Annotated in this window: 17 protein-coding genes, 1 rRNA gene and 1 pseudogene; 9 read left to right on the forward strand and 10 right to left on the reverse strand. The window is 64.8% G+C overall.

Going from position 1 to position 19619, the window contains the following annotated elements; all coding sequences use genetic code 11:
* Positions 1 to 6: 6 nt before the first annotated feature.
* Complete coding sequence (locus W823_RS48995) at positions 7 to 588, reverse strand: DUF2017 domain-containing protein (RefSeq protein ID WP_031332857.1); 582 nt, start codon at positions 586 to 588, stop codon at positions 7 to 9.
* Positions 589 to 593: 5 nt separating this feature from the next.
* Positions 594 to 929 (reverse strand): ATP-dependent Clp protease adapter ClpS, encoded by a 336-nt coding sequence (gene clpS, locus W823_RS49000; RefSeq protein ID WP_099385040.1) that lies wholly within the window; start codon positions 927 to 929, stop codon positions 594 to 596.
* Positions 930 to 962: 33 nt separating this feature from the next.
* Between clpS and W823_RS49005 the strand changes: the two genes are divergently transcribed.
* Genes W823_RS49005 through W823_RS49030 form a run of 6 tightly spaced genes read left to right on the forward strand, consistent with a single transcriptional unit; the run spans position 963 to position 10815 of the window.
* Positions 963 to 2264: a nicotinate phosphoribosyltransferase gene (locus W823_RS49005; RefSeq protein WP_023960632.1), complete on the forward strand. Its 1302-nt coding sequence runs from the start codon at positions 963 to 965 to the stop codon at positions 2262 to 2264.
* 10 nt (positions 2265 to 2274) lie between these two features.
* On the forward strand, positions 2275 to 2871 hold the full coding sequence (locus tag W823_RS49010; protein ID WP_023960633.1) for an isochorismatase family protein: 597 nt from the start codon (positions 2275 to 2277) through the stop codon (positions 2869 to 2871).
* A gap of 43 nt (positions 2872 to 2914) precedes the next feature.
* Positions 2915 to 5101 carry an ATP-dependent DNA helicase gene (locus W823_RS49015; protein WP_023960634.1) on the forward strand — a complete coding sequence of 729 codons (2187 nt, stop codon included), beginning with the start codon at positions 2915 to 2917 and terminating at the stop codon, positions 5099 to 5101.
* A complete protein-coding gene (locus W823_RS49020; RefSeq protein WP_031332862.1) occupies positions 5098 to 7104 on the forward strand; it encodes a maltotransferase domain-containing protein in 2007 nt (668 codons plus the stop codon). Before W823_RS49015 ends, W823_RS49020 begins: the two co-directional genes overlap by 4 nt.
* Entirely contained in the window at positions 7101 to 9329 is a 2229-nt protein-coding gene (gene glgB, locus W823_RS49025) for a 1,4-alpha-glucan branching protein GlgB (RefSeq protein ID WP_023960636.1), read from the forward strand. The genes W823_RS49020 and glgB overlap by 4 nt, the downstream gene beginning before the upstream one ends.
* 28 nt (positions 9330 to 9357) lie before the next feature.
* Entirely contained in the window at positions 9358 to 10815 is a 1458-nt protein-coding gene (locus W823_RS49030) for a hypothetical protein (protein WP_152538125.1), read from the forward strand.
* A gap of 85 nt (positions 10816 to 10900) precedes the next feature.
* Here W823_RS49030 and trxA read toward each other — a convergent pair whose 3' ends face one another.
* From trxA to W823_RS49050, 4 genes are all read right to left on the reverse strand, one after another.
* Positions 10901 to 11830: a thioredoxin gene (gene trxA, locus W823_RS49035; RefSeq protein ID WP_023960638.1), complete on the reverse strand. Its 930-nt coding sequence runs from the start codon at positions 11828 to 11830 to the stop codon at positions 10901 to 10903.
* A 69-nt stretch (positions 11831 to 11899) separates the two neighbouring features.
* Positions 11900 to 13063, reverse strand: a complete 1164-nt coding sequence (locus W823_RS49040; RefSeq protein WP_081729868.1) for an MFS transporter — start codon at positions 13061 to 13063, stop codon at positions 11900 to 11902.
* 89 nt (positions 13064 to 13152) lie between these two features.
* Positions 13153 to 13488, reverse strand: a complete 336-nt coding sequence (locus tag W823_RS49045; RefSeq protein ID WP_023960640.1) for a DUF3817 domain-containing protein — start codon at positions 13486 to 13488, stop codon at positions 13153 to 13155.
* Entirely contained in the window at positions 13485 to 14672 is a 1188-nt protein-coding gene (locus W823_RS49050) for an acetyl-CoA C-acetyltransferase (RefSeq protein WP_023960641.1), read from the reverse strand. The genes W823_RS49045 and W823_RS49050 overlap by 4 nt, the downstream gene beginning before the upstream one ends.
* 68 nt (positions 14673 to 14740) lie before the next feature.
* Here W823_RS49050 and mce point away from each other — a divergent pair.
* Positions 14741 to 15219 (forward strand): annotated as a pseudogene (gene mce, locus W823_RS49055) (methylmalonyl-CoA epimerase).
* 133 nt (positions 15220 to 15352) lie between these two features.
* Complete coding sequence (locus W823_RS49060; protein WP_023960642.1) at positions 15353 to 16393, forward strand: hypothetical protein; 1041 nt, start codon at positions 15353 to 15355, stop codon at positions 16391 to 16393.
* A gap of 54 nt (positions 16394 to 16447) precedes the next feature.
* Here W823_RS49060 and W823_RS57420 read toward each other — a convergent pair whose 3' ends face one another.
* Both W823_RS57420 and nucS read right to left on the reverse strand, forming a co-directional pair.
* Positions 16448 to 16690 carry an ATP/GTP-binding protein gene (locus W823_RS57420; protein ID WP_189339403.1) on the reverse strand — a complete coding sequence of 81 codons (243 nt, stop codon included), beginning with the start codon at positions 16688 to 16690 and terminating at the stop codon, positions 16448 to 16450.
* A 13-nt stretch (positions 16691 to 16703) separates the two neighbouring features.
* Entirely contained in the window at positions 16704 to 17384 is a 681-nt protein-coding gene (gene nucS, locus W823_RS49065; protein WP_031332865.1) for an endonuclease NucS, read from the reverse strand.
* Between the two features lie 119 nt (positions 17385 to 17503).
* Here nucS and W823_RS49070 point away from each other — a divergent pair, with 119 nt between their 5' ends.
* Entirely contained in the window at positions 17504 to 18004 is a 501-nt protein-coding gene (locus W823_RS49070; protein ID WP_081729870.1) for an NUDIX hydrolase, read from the forward strand.
* On the opposite strand, the gene glsA is transcribed toward W823_RS49070, so the two are convergent.
* Together glsA and rrf are read right to left on the reverse strand one after the other, a co-directional pair.
* A complete protein-coding gene (gene glsA / locus W823_RS49075) occupies positions 18001 to 19395 on the reverse strand; it encodes a glutaminase A (RefSeq protein WP_023960647.1) in 1395 nt (464 codons plus the stop codon). The genes W823_RS49070 and glsA overlap by 4 nt on opposite strands.
* A 103-nt stretch (positions 19396 to 19498) precedes the next feature.
* Positions 19499 to 19615: ribosomal RNA gene (gene rrf, locus W823_RS49080) — 5S ribosomal RNA — on the reverse strand.
* Between the last annotated feature and the right edge of the window lie 4 nt (positions 19616 to 19619).

Here is a 19619-nt window from a genome sequence, read left to right on the forward strand (position 1 = left end):
TCGCGATCATTTCCCGATGAGGGCGACGACAAGAAGTTCCTGGACAACCGTCAGCCAGTGGTAGACGTCGAGGTGAGCAGCCATCGGATCACCCTCGGGCAATTGATCGGGAGTCGACTCGCTGATCCCGATCATCGCACCGAGCGCGAGCCGTACGTCGTTGATCGCCGCAAGCCACTGATCGGCCTCGGCCTCGGTGAGCGATACCGGTCCGCCGCCATCGGGCAAAGAGTCCAGAACTGCTTGTGCCGCTTGTTGTTTCGCCGAGATGATGTGCGGCTCGTGCAGACTGCGCAGGGCGCCGTTCAGATCGCCGGTGACCGCATCCACCGACGTCGATTCGTCTTGGTCGGGTCGATGGAAATCTGGGAACAGGCGTCCCAGCGTCACGTCTGACGGCGGTTCGGAGTGTCCTGCCTCGATTCCGGTGAGATCAGCGAGTTCGTCGGACGGTGCCGTGGACTGTCGTTCGTCGAGCAACTCGGTCATCGACGTGACCAAAGATGCGATCAAGTCGGATTCGTGTGAGTCCAATTCGGTGGTGATCCGGAGCCGTTCGCCGGAACCACGCCGTTTCCAATTGCGCACGCGGCTCAGCTGTCCCGCTGCATCGTGGCCCATAGACCTGCCGCGTGGAGCTTCTGGACATCCAATTCGACCTTGTCGCGGTCACCGGTCGACACGACCGCCTTGCCCTCGGTGTGCACCTGCATCATCAGTTCCGCCGCCCGTGTCTCGCTGTATCCGAACAGCTTCTGGAACACGTACGTGACGTATCGCATCAGGTTCACCGGGTCGTCCCACACGATGGTCACCCAAGGTCGATCAACTGCCTGGTCACGTTCGGCGACGGCGGTACTCGACGGGGTAGCCTCGTGCTGACCGTCGCCCGCTGCCGACACAGGGCCGAAGTGGTGCGGTGCGGTCATCATCTGTCCGCGCATGGCCCTAGGGTACCGATAGTGACCGCTTCGAACACAGCGCTGCTGACCGATCAATATGAGCTCACCATGGTCGCCGCAGCACTCGCCGACCAGAGCGCCCATCGAACGTGCACCTTCGAGGTTTTCGCGCGGCGGCTGCCCGATGGGCGTCGTTACGGCGTCGTCGCAGGTACCGGCCGTCTGATCGATCAGCTCACCAACTTCACCTTCGGACCCGAACAGCTTGCGGTGGTCGAGAAGTTCCTCGACGACGAGACGCTCTCCTGGCTCGCCGACTATCGGTTCTCCGGAGACATCGACGGATACGCCGAGGGCGAGCTCTACTTCCCCGGCTCGCCCATCCTCACCGTCCGCGGCACGTTCGCCGAAGCCGTCATGCTCGAGACGTTGGCGTTGTCCGTGCTCAACCACGACAGCGCCATCGCGTCGGCCGCCGCCCGGATGGTCACCGCGGCCGGGTCACGGCCCATCATCGAGATGGGGTCACGACGCACCCACGAGGAGGCGGCCGTCGCCGCGTCGCGAGCCGCGTACCTGGCCGGGCTCTCGGCCACGTCGAACCTCGAAGCCGCCCACCGCCACGGTGTACCGAGCGCCGGTACCAGCGCACACTCGTTCACCCTGGTGCACACCACCGCGGACGGACCCGACGAGAAGACCGCCTTTGCGGCCCAGATCGCCAAACTCGGTGTCGGCACCACCTTGCTGGTGGACACATACGACATCACGCAGGGTGTCGCCAATGCGATCGAGGTCGCCGGGCCCCAGCTCGGTGGCGTCCGTATCGACTCCGGCGACCTCGGGGTGCTCGCCCGCCAGGTCCGCAAGCAACTCGACGACCTAGGTGCCACCGGCACACGCATCGTGGTGTCGGGAGACCTCGACGAATACGCGATCGCTTCGCTACGCGCCGAGCCGGTCGACGTCTACGGGGTGGGCACGTCACTTGTCACCGGATCCGGTGCGCCGACAGCAGGTATGGTCTACAAGCTCGTGGAGGTCGACGGACTCCCGGTCGCAAAACGCGCCAGTCACAAGGAGTCTCGTGGCGGGGCCAAGACCGCTGTCCGTACCGCCAAACAGTCCGGCACCATTGTCGAGGAGGTCATCTACCCGTGCGGTGGCTCTGAACCGACTCTCGATCTGCCCGCCCGCCCGCTTCAGATCCCACTCGTCAGGGGCGGCAAACCGGTGGAAGGCCTACCGTCACTGACCGAATCGCGTGACCACCTCGCCGCAGGCCTGGTCTCGCTTCCGTGGGAAGGTTTGGGACTCTCGCATGGGGATCCCGCCATCCCGACCCGATTCATCGCACCGTGAGGGGAATGATGTGAGCGAACCCATCCGCACCGCCTTGCTCATCGTCGACGTACAGAACGATTTCTGTAAAGGCGGATCTCTTGCCGTCAAAGGCGGTGGTGCCGTCGCCGCAGCCGTGACCGCTTACATCAGCCGCGACCACGGGTACCACGCGATCGTGGCCACCCGCGACCATCACATCGACCCCGGCGACCACTTCTCCGACAACCCCGACTTCGTCGACAGCTGGCCACCGCACTGTGTCAAGGGGACACCGGGAGTGGACTTCCACCCCTCGCTTGCCACCGACACACTCGATGCCGTGTTCAGCAAGGGTGAATACAGCGCGGCGTACTCCGGGTTCGAGGGATTCGACGATTCCGGTGCCGGACTGGCGGACTGGTTGAGAGACAAGCAGATCAACGCCGTCGACATCGTGGGCCTGACCACCGACCACTGCGTGGTGGCGACCGCGCTCGACGCACAGGCGTCCGGATTCACCACACGGGTGTTGTTGCGCTACACCGCCGGAGTCAGCCCGGACACCACCAAGACAGCCGTTGCCCGGATGACCGAGGCCGGCATCGGCGTGATCACCGGCGTGTCCGCGGCGGACCGTCCCGCATGATCTGGTGGCATGACACAGACCTGAGCCGCCGTGGAAGATCACGGTGACGTCCATACCCGAGGTACCCGAACTGCTCGCCTCCGCGGTGCAGGCGCTCGGAGGCGCCAAACGCGATGGTCAGCTCAAAATGGCTTCGGCCGTGGCACATTCGATCGACACCGGGGAACATCTTGCCGTCCAGGCCGGCACCGGAACCGGTAAGTCCCTCGCCTACCTGGTGCCGTCGCTGCGCCATGCCGTGGACACCGGGCACACGGTGGTGGTGTCGACTGCGACCATCGCCTTGCAACGCCAGCTCGTCGACCGCGATCTGCCGCGCACCGCACAAGCGCTCACCAAACCCCTCGGCCGCGCACCAGAGTTCGCCATCCTCAAGGGTCGAGGAAACTATCTGTGCCTCAACAAGATCCATGCCGGAACCATCGAGGAACCCGACGGGGAACTCTTTGACGCTTTCACCGCATCTCGGATGGGACGCGAGGTCACCCGGGTACGCGAATGGTCGTCGGATACCGATACCGGTGACCGCGACGACCTCGAGCCCGGCGTATCGGACCGTGCCTGGCGACAGGTCAGCGTCAGCGCGAGAGAGTGCCTGGGAGCAACCAATTGCTCGTACGGGGCCGACTGCTTTGCCGAGAAGGCCAAGGCGAAGGCAGGCGCGGCCGATCTCGTTGTGACCAACCACGCGCTGCTGGCCATCGACGCGATGAGCCAGGCGACGATCCTGCCCGACCACGACGTGGTGGTGGTCGACGAGGCCCACGAACTCGCCGACCGGATCACAGCTGTGGCCACCGCAGAGATCTCGGGCACCTCCATCGCAGGTGTGGCCCGGCGCTGCGGGAAGTTGATCGACCAGGAGATCGCCGACGACATCGAGGGCAGCGGCGAGTTGATCGAGTCCCTCCTCGAACAGCTCGAACCCGGCAGATGGAGCGGGCTCCCCGACGGCGCGCCGCTGGCACTCGCGTCGTTGCGTGACCGTCTGTGGAAGGCGCACACCGCCATCGGGCCCGCCAAACGAAGTGGCGAGGTGGACGCTGACGCCAGTGCCGCCCGCTCGGCCGCGCTCACCTCTCTTGAAGAGATGCACGACACCGCCGTACGGATTCTGGCCGCGTTCGACGATCCCGACGAATCGCGCCGCCTGGACGTCGTCTGGGTCGGGGACGACCTGGTGCGAGGTGAACGCAAACGCGTGCTCAGGGTGGCCCCCCTGTCAGTCGGCGGGCTGCTGCGTGCCTCACTGTTCGCCAAGGCGACAGTGATCCTGACATCGGCCACACTGACCGTCGGCGGTTCATTTGACGGCTTGGCGGCCGGCTGGGGATTGCCGCCACACCGCAGCGGCGATGCCGGATCCGACGTCGACTCCGAGGCAACCAAATCTGCTCAGAGCATCACCGCGATCGGCAAGCCGCCGCCGTCCGACGAGAAGAAGATGAGGTGGAACGGGCTCGACGTCGGCTCCCCCTTCGACCATCAGAAGGCCGCAATTCTGTATGTCGCAAAACATCTGCCTGCACCGGGCCGCGACGGCATCTCCGCCCGCACGCTCGACGAGATGGTGGAATTGATCACCGCCGCAGGCGGCCGAACGCTCGGGCTGTTCTCTTCGATGCGCGCCGCCAAAGAGGCGGCCGAGGCCGTCCGCACCCGGATCGAGCTCCCGGTCCTCTGCCAGGGCGACGGCGCGACGGGGGCGCTGGTGAAAGAGTTCGCCGCCGACGAGAAGACCTGTCTGTTCGGCACTCTCTCGTTGTGGCAGGGAGTGGACGTGCCAGGCCCGTCACTCAACCTCGTCCTCATCGACCGGATCCCCTTCCCACGACCGGACGATCCTCTGCTGATGGCGCGTCAGCGTGCGGTCGCGGCCCGAGGAGGCAACGGATTCATGGCCATCGCTGCCACCCACGCGGCGTTGCTGATGGCGCAAGGTACGGGCCGTCTACTCCGGTCGACGTCCGACCGCGGAGTGGTGGCCGTGCTCGACTCACGTTTGGCGACGGCACGGTATGGAAACTACCTACTCGCGTCGTTACCACCTTTCTGGCGGACCACCGATGCCCAGCTGGTACGGGGTGCACTGACCCGATTGCAGGGCGCGGCGCCGGGTGAGGGTGTCCGACCCCGAGCCGATCGGGCCCGGGTCGCCTACGGTGGTGGTGCACGCGACGACATGACAGCGTTGGGCGACAACACTCTCGAAAGGTGGCGGACTCATTGATAGGGCGCATCGGGATCGATGACATTGCCCCGGTAGTCTCTTCCGGACAGTTTGCCGCGAAAGCGGTTGTCGGAGAGACTTTTCCAGTCACCGCAACAGTCTGGCGCGAAGGCCATGACGCGGTGGCGGCCACTCTGCACGTGGAAGGTCCCGCACGCGGCGGCACCGTCGACGTCCGGATGGTCCCGGCAGCAGAACCAGATACCTTCAACGCCGTCTTCAGTCCGACCAGCATCGGATATTGGACGTACCGCATCGACGCATGGAGTGATCCATTCACCACCTGGCGCGACGCGATGGACAAGAAGCTCGCCGCCGGTCAGGGAAGTGCGGAGCTCGCCAACGACATCGAGCGCGGGGCCCGCCTCCTGGACCGGGCCCTCGACCTCGTCCCCCCGAGTGATCGCGACGTCGTCGCGGGCGCATCGGCATCCTTGCGTGATGACAATGCTGCTCTGCCCGATCGTGTCGGCCCGGCACTCTCGGCCGAAGTAGCTCAATTGCTCACTGATCACCCCGTTCGCGAACTGATCACCAAAAGCCGCACCTACCGGGTCTGGGTGGACCGCACCAGGGCACTGTTCGGATCCTGGTACGAGTTGTTCCCTCGTTCCACCGGCGGATGGGACAACGAGGGACATCCGGTTCACGGCACTTTCCTGACTGCTGCCGAGGATCTTCCCCGCATCGCCGACATGGGGTTCGATGTGGTCTACCTGCCCCCGATCCACCCGATCGGAGAGGTGAATCGCAAGGGCCCGAACAACTCCGTCACCGCTGGACCAGAGGATGTCGGTTCCCCGTGGGCCATCGGGTCTGCAGACGGTGGCCACGACGCGATCCATCCCCGCCTCGGGTCTCTCGACGACTTCCACTACTTCCGCCACCGCGCCGAGGAGCTCGGCATGGAGGTGGCTCTCGACCTGGCGTTGCAATGCGCTCCGGACCATCCGTGGACCACCGAGCACCCCGACTGGTTCACGATCGAACCCGACGGCAGCATTCGCTACGCCGAGAATCCACCCAAGAAGTATCAGGACATCTACCCCCTGAACTTCGACGACGACCGCAACGGGATATTCAGAGGCGTCCTCAAGGTGGTGTTGCACTGGGTTGCGCAGGGCGTCAAGATCTTCCGGGTCGACAACCCTCACACCAAGCCACCAGACTTCTGGGAGTGGCTGATCATCGAGGTGAAGAAGCGCGACCCCGACGTGCTGTTCCTGGCCGAGGCATTCACCCGGCCCGCCCGCCTCTACGGCCTGGCGAAACTCGGGTTCACGCAGTCCTACACCTACTTCACGTGGCGGACCGCCAAGTGGGAGTTGACCGAGTTCGGCAACGAACTGGCCGAGAACGCCGACATTGCCCGCCCCAACCTCTTTGTCAACACGCCCGACATCCTGCACGAAAGTCTGCAGCACGGCGGCCCCGGGATGTTCGCGTTACGTGCCGCGCTGGCGGCAACGCTGTCGCCGACGTGGGGCGTGTACAGCGGCTACGAGTTGTATGAGGGCCAAGCGGTACGCGAGGGCAGCGAGGAATACCTGGATTCGGAGAAATATCAGCTCCGGCCACGGGATTACAAAGGTGCTGCAAGCCGGGGCGAGTCGTTGGAGAACTGGCTTCGCTCGCTCAACGAGATCCGCCGGCGGCACCCGGCGCTCCAACAGCTGCGGTACCTCAAGTTCCACCACGTGGACAACGACGCACTGATCGCATATTCGAAGTTCGATCCGAAAACCGGGGATACGGTGGTTGTCGTGGTGAACATCAATCCTTATGGAGCAGAAGAATCCACCCTGTGGCTGGACATGCCCTCACTCGGCTATGACTGGCAGGACCGCTTCAGCGGAGTCGACGAGGTGACCGGCGAGAACTTCCACTGGGGTCAGGCCAACTATGTTCGGCTCGAACCCTGGCGTCAGGTGGCCCACGTGGTCGCGTTGCCCCCCATGCCCGAAGAGGCCCGCGCGGCCCTGTCGTTCCGGACTCCGTCATGAGCGCCGCCGCCTCCGAGGCCCCCGACGCAGCTGTGACCGACGGTGATCTGCATCGATTGCTGTCGGGTACACATCACAATCCGCACGGTCTACTGGGCGCACATCCGGCCGGTGACCACACCATCCTGCGTACGCTCAAACCCGATGCCGTGTCGGTGAGCGCCGTGATCGGTGGAGTCGATTACCCACTGACACACCAGGAATCGGGATTGTTCGTCGCGGCCGTGCCGCTGACCGACCTGATCGACTACCGATACCGGGTGAGCTATCCCGCGGACGAATCGGGTGTGGCGGACCGAGAGTTCGTGGTCGCCGATGGATACCGATTCCTGCCGAGTCTCGGCGAACTCGACATTCATCTCTTCACCGAAGGCCGCCACGAGCGGCTCTGGGAGATCCTCGGGCCGCAATCACGTGTGTACTCCACACCTGACGGCGAGGTGACCGGGACGAGTTTTGCCGTGTGGGCACCCAATGCCCAGGGCGTCACCGTGATCGGGAGCTTCGACGGCTGGCGTGGTCACACGGCGCCGATGCGGTCCCTCGGTTCCAGCGGGGTGTGGGAAGTGTTCATCCCCGACATCGGACCGGGTACCACCTACAAGTACCGGATCACCGGCAATGACGGGGTGGTGCGCGAAAAGGCCGACCCCATGGCCCGCGCCACCGAGATCCCGCCCAAGACCGCATCTGTCATCCCCGAGACGTCGTTCGAATGGTCGGACGACACATGGGTTGCCCAGCGTGAAGAGTCCGACGCCACCATCGAACCGATGAGCGTCTACGAGGTCCACCTGGGCTCGTGGAGACAAGGTCTCACCTACCGTGAGCTGGCCGAACAACTCGGTGACTACGTCGTCGAACTCGGCTTCACACACGTCGAGTTGCTGCCCGTGTCCGAGCACCCGTTCGGCGGTTCATGGGGTTACCAGGTCACCTCCTACTACGCCCCCACGTCACGTTTCGGGAGTCCTGACGATTTCCGGTTCTTCGTCGACCATCTGCATTCGCTCGGGATCGGCGTGATCGTGGACTGGGTGCCCGCCCACTTCCCGAAGGACGCCTGGGCGCTGGCCCGCTTCGACGGGACCGCGCTCTACGAGCACGGCGACCCTCAGCGAGGCGAGCAGCTCGACTGGGGCACGTACGTGTTCGACTTCGGACGCAACGAGGTCCGTAACTTCCTGGTCGCTAACGCGCTCTACTGGTTCGACCAGTTCCACATCGACGGCTTACGGGTGGACGCCGTCGCATCGATGTTGTACCTCGACTACTCCAGGCCCGAAGGGGGCTGGACGCCGAACATCCACGGCGGCCGCGAGAACCTCGAGGCCGTGCAGTTCATCCAGGAGATGAACGCGACCGTCCACAAGCATCACCCCGGGGTGGTCACGGTCGCCGAGGAGTCCACCTCGTGGCCGGGCGTCACCCGCACCACCAACCTCGGAGGCCTCGGCTTCTCGATGAAGTGGAACATGGGATGGATGCACGACACGCTCGGGTTCCTCGGGCGTGACCAGATCCATCGCAGCTTCCATCACCACGAGATCACCTTCTCGCTGATGTACGCGTGGAGCGAGAACTTCGTGTTGCCGATCAGCCATGACGAGGTGGTGCACGGCAAAGGCACGCTGTGGTCGCGGATGCCGGGAGATTCCAGGACCAAGGCGGCAGGGGTCCGCGCGCTGCTCGCGTACATGTGGGCCCACCCGGGCAAGCAACTGTTGTTCATGGGTCAGGAGTTCGCACAGACCCCTGAGTGGTCGGAGGAGCGCAGCCTGGCCTGGGAGCAACTCGAGGGCTGGGAAGGTGAGCTGCACAGCGGGGTCCAGTCGCTGGTCTCCGACCTCAACAGCGTCTACAAACGTCACCCCGCTCTCTACAGCCAGGACATCACGCCGAATGGCTATTCCTGGATCGACGCCAACGACACCGCGGGCAACATCATCAGTTTCCTGCGGTGGGGATCCGACGGTTCGGTGATGGCCTGCGTATTCAACTTCTCCGGAACCACTCGAACCGACTACCGGGTGGGACTACCGCTGACGGGTTCGTGGGACGAAGTGCTGAACACCGATGCGCCGTCCTACGCCGGCAGCGGGGAAGGCAATCTCGGACAGGTCATCGCCGAGGAGGAATCGTGGCATGGCCGGCCGGCCTGCGCTCGCCTGACGCTTCCGGCGAACGGTGCCATCTGGCTCACTCCGGCAGCCGCCACCAACTAGCACGGATCGGCGCGGCTAGAGTTTGGTCGTGGCCCATAGCTCCCGGCGAACGCCGGTTCTGATCGGTGCGCTGGTGGGGGCCTGTCTGATGCTCGTATCGGCGTGCGCGACGCGCGACGAGCTTCAGGTGGTCAGCGGTGAAGCGGTGTCGGCGTACTCCGACCCGTTCACCGTCGCCGGGCTTCCCGTCTCAGATGGGCCCAACGGACTCCGTGATGACGCGGCGGACACGGCGCTCGACATCCGTGGGGGCGACGATGGTGAGATCGACGACCTGATGGGTGCAGCGCTGGCGGACCTGGAGACGTATTGGAAGCAGGCATTCGAGCCCGCCTTCAAAACGAGTTTCAAAACCGGCCTGTCCTTCGTCTCATGGGATGCCGAGTCTCCCCAGAGCCGGTCGGTGCTGTTCTGCAACGAGCCGACCTTCGGTCAGGTCAACGCGGCCTTCTGCCCCACGCGCGATGAGATCGGTTGGGACCGCGGAGTTCTGATGCCTGCTTTGGCGGACGCATTCGGTCCGATGGCGCCTGTCACGGTGATCGCGCACGAATACGGCCACTACATCCAGATGATCGGCGGTTTCGACAAGGACACCTCGCCCATCGTCAGCGAGCAGCAGGCCGACTGTCTCTCCGGGAACTTCATCCGATGGATCGCCGAAGGCAACGGCGAGTTCCTTCAGATCAACACCGGGGACGGGCTCAACACCGCGGTGGCCGCGCTGATCTCCGCACGGGACAGCCGTCGGGGCCGGTCGGATCACGGCACCGCCTTCGAGCGGGCCCTCGCGTTCGAGAAGGGTTTTCGGTCTGGACCGGCGACGTGCGCAGCGATCACCGAACTGACGATCGACGACCTGCGTGACCAGATGCCACCGAGATTCGACAATGCCGGGGCCATCGACACCTCCCCGTTCACCGAAGCCGGCCTGGAGTCGGTGGTGCAGTCGGTCGAGGCGTTCTTCGACCTGCCGGACACCGCCCGGCCGTCGGTGCTCACCGACCGCATCGAGCAACCGTGCAGCCGGACGTCCGACCAACAGGCCGCGCTGCCTGTCGCGTTCTGCCCGGACACCAACACCGTCTCGATGGACCCTGATGAACTAGCCCTGATCGCGACCAACGGAACCAGCGGACCGTCTGGGCTGCCGAGCTTCATCGGTGGGGACTTCAGTGCGTATTCGCTTGTCGCCTCCCGGTATTCACTTGCGACACAGCGCGCGCGAGGCCAAGTGCTGGACCAGCCGGTGACCGCGGCCCGGGCTGCCTGTTTCACCGGCCGGTGGGCACGGTCGACAGCGGACTCCGGCACGTTCACGCTGCGCGGAGGTGACCTCGACGAATTGGTGTCGGGTCTACTCGTGAGTGGCGCGGTCGCCAGCGATGTGGCCGGTCGGTCGTTGCCGAGCGGGTTCTCACGAATCGCGGCCTTCTCGGCCGGTTACTTCGGTGACGAGAAGGGCTGCGCCCGCTACGACCCGTAGGTCTCGACACAAGTCATTGCTGAATCGGCCGTCAGGGGCCGGTCAGTACAGGGTCGGTCAGTGCAGGTCGGTCAGTACAGGTCGGTCAGTACAGGGCGGTTGCCAGCTTGCGCCGGGCCGCGACCACAAACGGCTCCGCCGGGTCGAACAGCTCGAACAGTTCCAGCAGTCGGGTCCTTGCCCTGGTCCGTTCGTCGCCGCCGGTCTTCGCGATCACCGCAACGATGCGGTCGAAGGCTGCCTCCGGCTGCTGATTCAACAGTTCGACATCCGCGGCCGCCAGGTGGCCATCGACGTCATCGGCCTCGAGGTCCGTGAGCGACGCGGGATTGTGGCTTTGTGCCCTCGATACGAACTCGAGATTGCGGACAAGCGATGCGGCCTCGACGTTGTCGGGTTCGGACGCCGCGATGTCTTTGTAGTCGGCGAGAGCACCGTCGATGTCGCCACTGTTCAGCTTGTCTTCGGCCGCGGCCATCCGTGGATCGACCGGTTCGGGCTGCGGCTCATCGGAGTCGTCAGCCGGAGCTCCGGTGAAGGTGTGTTCGTACTTGGCCAGGATGTCGTCGACCCACCCCTGGATCTGGGCGGCCGGCTGTGCGCCGGCGAAAGCCGACACCGGTTGGCCCCCGGCGATTGCTACCACGGTCGGGATCGACTGGACCCCGAACAGCTGCGCGATGCGGGGATTGGCGTCCACGTCGACCTTGGCCAGCACCCACTTGCCCCCTGACTGCTGGGCAAGGGCTTCGAGCGTCGGTGAGAGCTGTTTGCACGGCCCACACCAGGTTGCCCAGAGATCGACGAGTACCAGCACCTGTTCCGAACGTGCGACGACATCGGACTCGAAGTCGGCTTCGGTGACGTCATAGACGGCAGGAAAGGCGCCGCCTGCCGGCACTGGTGACGCCGAGGTGGGCGGGCCCGACGCGGGCGGCGTCGCCGGCCGGTTGGGTTGTGCGCGTTGGGCATCGGCCCGCTCTTTGAGAACGGACAGGTCCACTGCCCCGGACATCGCCGCTGCAGCTCGGGCAGCAGCCTGTTGACGTGGTTGCGGTCTGCTCACCCGTCCAGTCTGGCACGGTCAGAGACCGTGTGGTGCCCCGGTCCGCCCGCGTTCGCCAGCAGCGGACGCAGGTTTCTGCGCAGACCCGGCGTCACCGGCACGCGGTCGGACCACCGGCGCCGCCACGAACGCGAACGCCATGCCGGCTGCAGCGATCCAGAGCGCGGTGCCGAGAGAGAACCAACTGCTCACCGGACCGATCACCGCGGGTCCGGCCAGCATTCCGACGTACCCGCACCCGACAACCAGTGAGATGGTCTGGCCGCTGGACCGGGTGGAGATGTTGCCGGCTGCGGTGAACAGCTGCGGCACCCCGCCTGCCACTCCGAGGCCGAAGATCGCCCATCCGATGACACTGAGCACCGGTGTCGGCGAACAGATGACCAACGTCATACCGACCATGGCGATCGCAGATCCCAGGCGCACCACCGCAACCGGCCCCAGCCGCGCACTCACCGTGTCGGCCGAGAACCGCCCGACCACCATCGTGGCGCTGAACGCGCCGAACGCGATTGCTCCGATGGCCTCGGGCTGGTCGTATCGTTCCACCAGGTACAGCGCACTCCAGTCGTAGGCGGTTCCTTCGGCCAGCATCAGACCGAAAGCCACCGCGGCCAGCAGGGCGATCCTTCCCCACGGCCGCCGCGACGCGGCGGCGTTACCTGTCTCGCCGGTTTCGCCTGGCTCTTCGTCGGCGTAGCCGGTGATCAGGGTGTTCGACAACAGCAGAGCGCAACAGATCGCCAGTGCGCAACAAGTCCCCAACGTGGCCAGCAGGGGCACGTCCACCGCCAGGGTGGCGGCAACCACCCCTGAGCCGACCAGTCCGCCGATCGAGAAGAACCCGTGGATCGAGGACATGATCGGGCGGCCGTAGATCCGTTCGATGAGCACGGCCTGCGTGTTCATGGAGACATCGAGGGCACCATTGCAGAATCCGAACATCACCATTGCCGCGGCGAGGGTGATCGGTCCGGTGGCCAGCCCCGGCAGAACGATCGCAACAGCCAACGCGATCGCGCTGATCACAGTGGGTCCCCGCGAGCCGAAACGGTCGATCAGCGGTCCGAGCAGCTGCATGCCGACAAACGCCGATGCGCCCAACGCCAGCAACAGCCCACCGAGAGTCGCGTTGTCGACGCCCGTCCGGTCCTGGATCACCGGGATGTGGGCGACCCACATCGATGCCAACAGACCGTTGAGGGCAAAGATGCCGGACACCGCCACGCGCACGGCACGTGACGCGTGCGCGGTGGCGGCGGTATGCGTTGTCAGGAGGTGGCGGCCCGGGTCGGGGCGTCGGTCCCGTCGAGATGCCCGTTCCGCTTCGCCCAGATCTCGAAGATCAGGGTTCCGAACGGCGGGATGCTCGCAACCAGGGCCAGCCCGGTCGTGACCAGGCTCCACCGCAGGCGCCACGCCGTGAACAAGGCGACCACGATGTAGGCCACGAAGACCACCCCGTGCGTCATACCCGGAATGGCGACCGCCTCTTCATGGCCGAGGACCCATTTGAAGAACATGGCGACCAGCAGGGCCAGCCAGGTCACGGCCTCTGCGATGGCGACGACACGGAAAATCTTTGCGGTGAGGTCGGTGGAGATCATTTCGCGGGCACCTTGATGATCAAAGCGTCACCCTGGCCGCCGGCTCCGCAGAGCGCTGCGGCCCCGGTGCCGCCGCCGCGACGGGCCAGTTCGAAGGCAAGGTGCAGGGTGATCCGTGCGCCGGACACACCGATCGGGTGACCGAAGGCGATCGCACCGCCGTTGACGTTGACCTTGTCGTCACTGAGCCCCAGCTCGGCGGTGGCCGCCAGGCCCACTGCGGCAAACGCCTCGTTGATCTCGACGAGATCGAGGTCGGCAGGTTCGATGCCGGCACGCTTACAGGCCTTCAGGATGGCCCGCGACGGCTGGTGCTGCAGCGTGGAATCCGGTCCGGCGACCACGCCGTGGGGCCCGATCTCGGCCAGCCATTCCAGTCCCAGCTCGGTTGCCTTGTCTTTGCTCATCACCACGACCGCCGCGGCACCGTCCGAGATCTGCGACGAGTTGCCTGCGGTGATCGTGCCGTCCTTACGGAACGCCGGACGCAACCGAGCGAGCGAATCTGCGGTGGTGTCCGCGCGAATGCCCTCGTCCTCGGCGAACTCGATCGGATCGCCCTTGCGCTGCGGGATGCTCACCGGGACCACCTCGTCGGCGAAGAGGCCGTTCTTCCAGGCCGCGGCCGCACGCTGGTGGGATTCTGCCGCGTACGCGTCCTGCTGTTCGCGGGTGAACGACTCGACGTCGTTCTGCTGCTCGGTCAGCGCGCCCATCGGCTGATCGGTGAACGGATCGTGGAGGCCGTCGAAAGCCATGTGGTCGACCAGCTCGGTGTTGCCGTACTTGAACCCACCACGGCTACCCGGGAGGATGTGCGGAGCCTGGGTCATCGACTCCTGGCCACCGGCCACCACGCAATCGAACTCACCGGCGCGGATCAGTTGATCGGCCAGTGCGATCGCGTCGATGCCCGACAGGCACATCTTGTTGATGGACAGGGCCGGGACGTCCCAACCGATACCGGCTTTGACGGCCGTCTGCTTGGCGGGCATCTGTCCGGCTCCAGCGCCCAGGACCTGACCCATGATCACGTACTCGACCTCGGAGGCAGGAACCTTGGCCTTTTCCAGGGCGCCGCGGATGGCGATCGCGCCCAGGTCCACTGCGCTGAAATCCTTGAGCGAACCCATCAATCGTCCGATCGGGGTGCGGGCTCCGGATACTATTACCGATGTCGACATCTACTTCTGACCTCTCGTCAAAGCTGGCTGAATGGTGGCGCAACCACTCACAACGCTACCTTTAGACCATGAGTGCTCCGGAACAGAACCCCCAGTCAGCGGTACTGACATCCATCGGCGAACTGGTCACCGCGATCGACCACGTAGGTATCGCCGTCCCCGACCTCGAGGCGGCCAAGGCCTGGTATCTCGACAACCTGGGCCTGGTGTGCCTGCACGAGGAGACGAACGAAGCCCAGGCGTCGTCGAAGCGATGGTCGGGCCTGCAGGCGCCGAGAAGTCGCACGCTCTGATCCAGCTGCTCTCCCCCATCGACGAAACGTCCACCATCGCCAAGTTCATCGACCGTAACGGCCCGGGTTTGCAGCAGATGGCCGTGCGCGTCACCGACGTCGAAGAGGTCACCCGGCGGCTCGTCGCCAACGGGTTGCGGGTGCTCTACGACGCACCCCGCCGCGGCACCGCGAACTCCCGCATCAACTTCATCCATCCCAAGGATGCCGGTGGTGTCCTCCTCGAACTGGTGGAGCCTGCAGCCGCTCACTGAGTCGGTCCCGTTCTTCACCTTCACGGCTGGTGCGCCTGGCCGGCAGTAGCCCAGCGTTGCAGTGCGGTAACACAGTTCATGCTGTCCACCGGCTTGAACCGCTTTGGCGCCCGTGCAGCGTAAAATTGCGGCCATGCCATCTCACGAGGCCACATCTGCGTCCGGACTGCCTTTTGCCACGGTCATGCGCGGTTACGACCGTGATCAGGTCATCGACTTCTTTCGTCGTTTCGACGCCGAGATGCGAGTCATAGCCGCAGATCGTGACGCTGCCACCGCGAATGCGCGCGAACTCGCCGACAACTTGGAACTCGCGCGCGAGGAGATCGAAGAGCTCCGCCGTGAGGTGAACAAGCTCTCGGTACCCCCGACCACGGTGCAAGGCATGAGCGAACGCGTCTCGAGCATGTTGCGACTTGCGTCCGACGAGGCGTCGGAGATCCGGGCACGATCGGAAGCCGAAGCGGCAGAGACTCTCTCGATAGCCAGGCAAGAAGCCGAAGAGCACCGCCAGGATATTGCCAGGCAGACGCAGGAGATGAACGAGCGTCGCGAGGCGATGAACGCCGAGCATGAGTCGACCATGCATGCCGCGCACGAGGAGTCGGCGCGCATCCTCGCCGACGCCAAAGCCAAGGCCGAGGAACTCGATGCCCGGGCGCAGAGCAATCGCGAGCGCATCCAAGAAGATTTCGACACCACGATGGCCGCCCGCCGCAAGGAAGCCCTGGAGCAGGCGAAGCAGCTCGAAGCCACCAGCAAGGCCGAGGCGAAAGAGCGTTTGGACACCGCGCGAGCAGAAGCGGAGAGCACCCGACAACGCGCGGCCTCGGCGGCCACCGAAAGGATCACTCGGGCACAGGAAGTCACCGAGCAGATCCGAACACTGCGCGCTCGCATGCTGGCGCAACTCGCCGAGGTGCGAAGTCAGCTCGACGATGTGCCACAGCTGCTCGCCGAGGTCGAGAACGAGCCCGAACTACTCGACCCGGACACCAAGGGCCTGCTCAACAAGGACCTGTCCGAGAACGCGCGGCTCGATCAACCGAATAAAGCTGCCGGCGAACGGGATTCGGAAGTGCCCGCGGACACCACCGACGCAGCCGAGCACGATGGCGACACAGACGAGGCCGCGGCCGCTGACAACGACACGGTCAGCGCCTCCTACCGCTGATCACCGCGACGGCTGACGAGGTCGGGCCAAGGTGACTTTCCCGACCACTCGTCTTCACCTGGTTGGACGCCGCCTGTGGATGCGTCTGCGCCAGCATCCGGTGTGCCAATGGCGGCGGTCATCGATGCGATCTGGCCCGCCATAGTCGTCGACCGGCCACGCGACCACATGGGGTGTACCCACGAAGATCACCTGACTGCAGTGTGGGCAGCGATAGTCCTTGACCGCACGTTGCCCGGAGATGGGCCGCACGTAATAGTCGGTGCCGTCAGGCCCGGGTTCGATCCGCTCCAGCACCGTTGCGCCCGTCCTAGAACAGCCGGAACTCGGTACTCTCGGTCCCCCGGAGTTTGTCGTAATCGAGTGTGACGCAGCGTATTCCGCGATCGGTTGCCAGCGTCCGCGCTTGCGGCTTGATCTGCTGGGCAGCGAACACCCCTTGCACGGGAGCCAGTAGAGGGTCGCGATTCATCAGCTCCAGATAGCGGGTCAGTTGTTCGACGCCATCGATCTCCCCGCGGCGTTTGATCTCCACGGCCACCGACACACCGTCGGCGTCCCGGCACAGGAGATCGACCGGACCGATCGCGGTCATGTACTCGCGCCGCACCAGGGAGTACCCGCTGCCGAGCGTCTCCACATGCTCAGCCAGAAGCTCCTGCAGGTGCGCCTCAACGCCATCCTTCACCAGGCCGGGGTCGACACCCAGTTCATGACTGGAATCGTGCTCGATGTGGGTGATGGTGATCCGGAGCTCTTCACCGGCTTTGTTGGTCACCACCCACAGCCGCGGCCCGTCAGAGGTGGCGGGATCTTCCTCCACCAGCCAGCACGGCGGGCTCATCCAGTTGAGTGGCTTGTACGCACGGTCGTCGGCATGGATGCTCACCGAGCCGTCGGATTTGATCAGCAGGAGTCGACGGGCCTTCGGCAGATGGGCTGTCAACCGGCCCACATAGTCCACCTGGCATGTCGCGATAACTAGACGCACGACGTCCACCTTAGGCGCGCACGAGCGCACGTTCTCCACGCCGTGCCGGGGTCGGCCATATTGTGGTCCTTGTGTCGATCAAACGAGTCTCCTCCTCGGAAATCTATGCCAACCCCTGGATGTCGTTGAGAGAAGATCAGATACTCCGAGCCGACGGGAGTCCTGGGATCTACAGCGTGGTCGACAAGCCGACGGGCGTTGTGGTGATCCCACGGGACGGCGACCGGCTTTTTCTCGTCGAACAATTCCGGTACGCGGTGGGGGCGCGACGTTGGGAGTTCCCCGCCGGTACCGCCCCCGATCGTGCACACGTTCCGCCGCCGGATCTCGCTGTTCGCGAGCTGGCGGAAGAGACGGGTCTGGTGGCCGACAGTCTCACCCAGATCGGGGTGTTGGACGTGGCGCCAGGATTCAGCAGTCAGCGGCAAGTGGTGTTTCTCGCCGAGGGCCTACACACGGGAACAGCCGCACGAGAGCACGAGGAGCAGGACATGGACGCGCGATGGTGGACGGTCGCCGAGGTCCGGACAGCGGTGAGAGCCGGCCAGATCTGCGATGGGCAGACTCTCGCGGCGCTCACGTTGCTGTCTCTGCACGATTCCGGGGACGCACCGGCCTAGGTACGGTCCACCGCAACTTTCAACAGGAAGTCCTCCGCTCGCGTGATTGCCTCTCTCATCGTGGTTACCACATACTCCGCGCCAGGACTCGGCTCGGCGACGTGCGCATTGCGCCGCACCACGACTCCGTCGGGATCGACGATCACTGCCGTCCGTGCGGCTCCGTTGATGTTCTCGCTGGCACCGGAGAACATCGAGCGGGATACCTGGTCCACGTGATCGACGCGGCTCATGTCCAGGATGGCGACATCGAACTCCGCGACGGCAGCACGCAATCGCCGCAGGACGCTCTCGGTGCCCGAAAAGGTCAGATCGCCCTGGAGTTCATAAATCCGGATGCGATCCCGTTGCCCGTTCAGATATCGCCGTTCATGGTCGGACCTGTCGGACACGATGTCGATCTCCCGTGCCGAATAGAACGACCGGATGGTCACCCGACTCTCTCGAGCCACGTTGAACATATGCAGCCCAAGGTCGGACGACAAGCGCTTGCACGCGCTCACTCCCCTCACGCTGTTGCCGTGCTCATCGAGCAGCGGCGAGTAGACACCGATCCCCAACTGTCCGGGCAGGACGGCCATGATTCCGCCCCCGACGCCGCTTTTCGCAGGCAACCCGACGGTGGTCACCCAGTCGCCGGCCCCGTCGTACATTCCGCAGGTGGTCATCACGCTCAGCACCCGCTGGACAACCGCCTGCCCAACTGCCCGCCGACCCGTGCGCGGATTGACACCGCCGTTGGCAAGGGTGCCCCCGATGGTTGCCAGGTCGTCCGTCGTGACGACCAGCGAGCACTGCCTGAAGTACAGATCGATCGCGTCCTCCGGCGCCGCCCGGAGCATCCCGAAACTCTGCAACATGTACGCGATCGCCCTGTTGCGTGCGCCGGTCCGCATCTCGGACGCGTAGACGTCGGCGTCGAGTGCAAGCTGCCTGCCTGCGCACGCCGAGTAGAACTCAAGTAGCGCGGTGAACGCCTTGTCCACGTCCGGTTGAGTCTCCAGAAGCAGAGAAGCGGAGAGGATGGCCCCGGCATTGATCATCGGATTCCTTGGCCGTCGACGAGAATCCACGCTGATCTCGTTGAACGCCTCACCGGACGGTTCGACACCGATACGTTCGTCAACCGCATCAAAACCCTTGTGGGTCAACGCAAGCGCGTACGTGAGCGGTTTCGACACCGATTGGATGGTGAAACCGATATCCGCGTCGGCGATCGAGTAGACGTAGCCATCGTGCAGCGCCAGGGACAGCCCGAACCGATTTGGGTCCACCTGGGCCAGTTCTGGGATGTAATCCGCCAGCTCGCCGCCCCCGCCGGCGTAGCACGAACTGTGGATGTGTTGGAGGTAAGACTCGACCAGCGATGGACCGGTGACCAGGGATGCCATGGACTCATCTAAGCAAAGACCGTCTCCACGGAGTCTGCTCGACGTGGATGTACCGAGAAAGCACTGAAGCCCCCCGCGTAAGCGGGGGGCTTCAGTAAGTTGTGTTCGGCGGTGTCCTACTCTCCCACACTGATTAGGGTGCAGTACCATTGGCGCTGGAGGGCTTAGCTTCCGGGTTCGGAATGGGGCCGGGCGTTTCCCCTCCGCTATAGCCGCCGTAACTT

This window comes from Williamsia sp. D3 (assembly GCF_000506245.1).
GTDB classification, from domain to species: Bacteria; Actinomycetota; Actinomycetes; order Mycobacteriales; family Mycobacteriaceae; genus Williamsia; species Williamsia muralis.

Coding starts and splice junctions, on each gene's coding strand:
- W823_RS49060 (WP_023960642.1), top strand. CDS start 15,353: ATGCCATCTCACGAGGCCACATCTGCGTCCGGACTGCCTTTTGCCACG.
- glsA (WP_023960647.1), bottom strand. CDS start 19,395: ATGGCATCCCTGGTCACCGGTCCATCGCTGGTCGAGTCTTACCTCCAA.
- W823_RS49045 (WP_023960640.1), bottom strand. CDS start 13,488: ATGATCTCCACCGACCTCACCGCAAAGATTTTCCGTGTCGTCGCCATC.
- clpS (WP_099385040.1), bottom strand. CDS start 929: ATGACCGCACCGCACCACTTCGGCCCTGTGTCGGCAGCGGGCGACGGT.
- trxA (WP_023960638.1), bottom strand. CDS start 11,830: ATGTCCGGGGCAGTGGACCTGTCCGTTCTCAAAGAGCGGGCCGATGCC.
- glgB (WP_023960636.1), top strand. CDS start 7,101: ATGAGCGCCGCCGCCTCCGAGGCCCCCGACGCAGCTGTGACCGACGGT.
- W823_RS49040 (WP_081729868.1), bottom strand. CDS start 13,063: ATGTGGGTCGCCCACATCCCGGTGATCCAGGACCGGACGGGCGTCGAC.
- W823_RS49070 (WP_081729870.1), top strand. CDS start 17,504: ATGTCGTTGAGAGAAGATCAGATACTCCGAGCCGACGGGAGTCCTGGG.
- W823_RS49050 (WP_023960641.1), bottom strand. CDS start 14,672: ATGTCGACATCGGTAATAGTATCCGGAGCCCGCACCCCGATCGGACGA.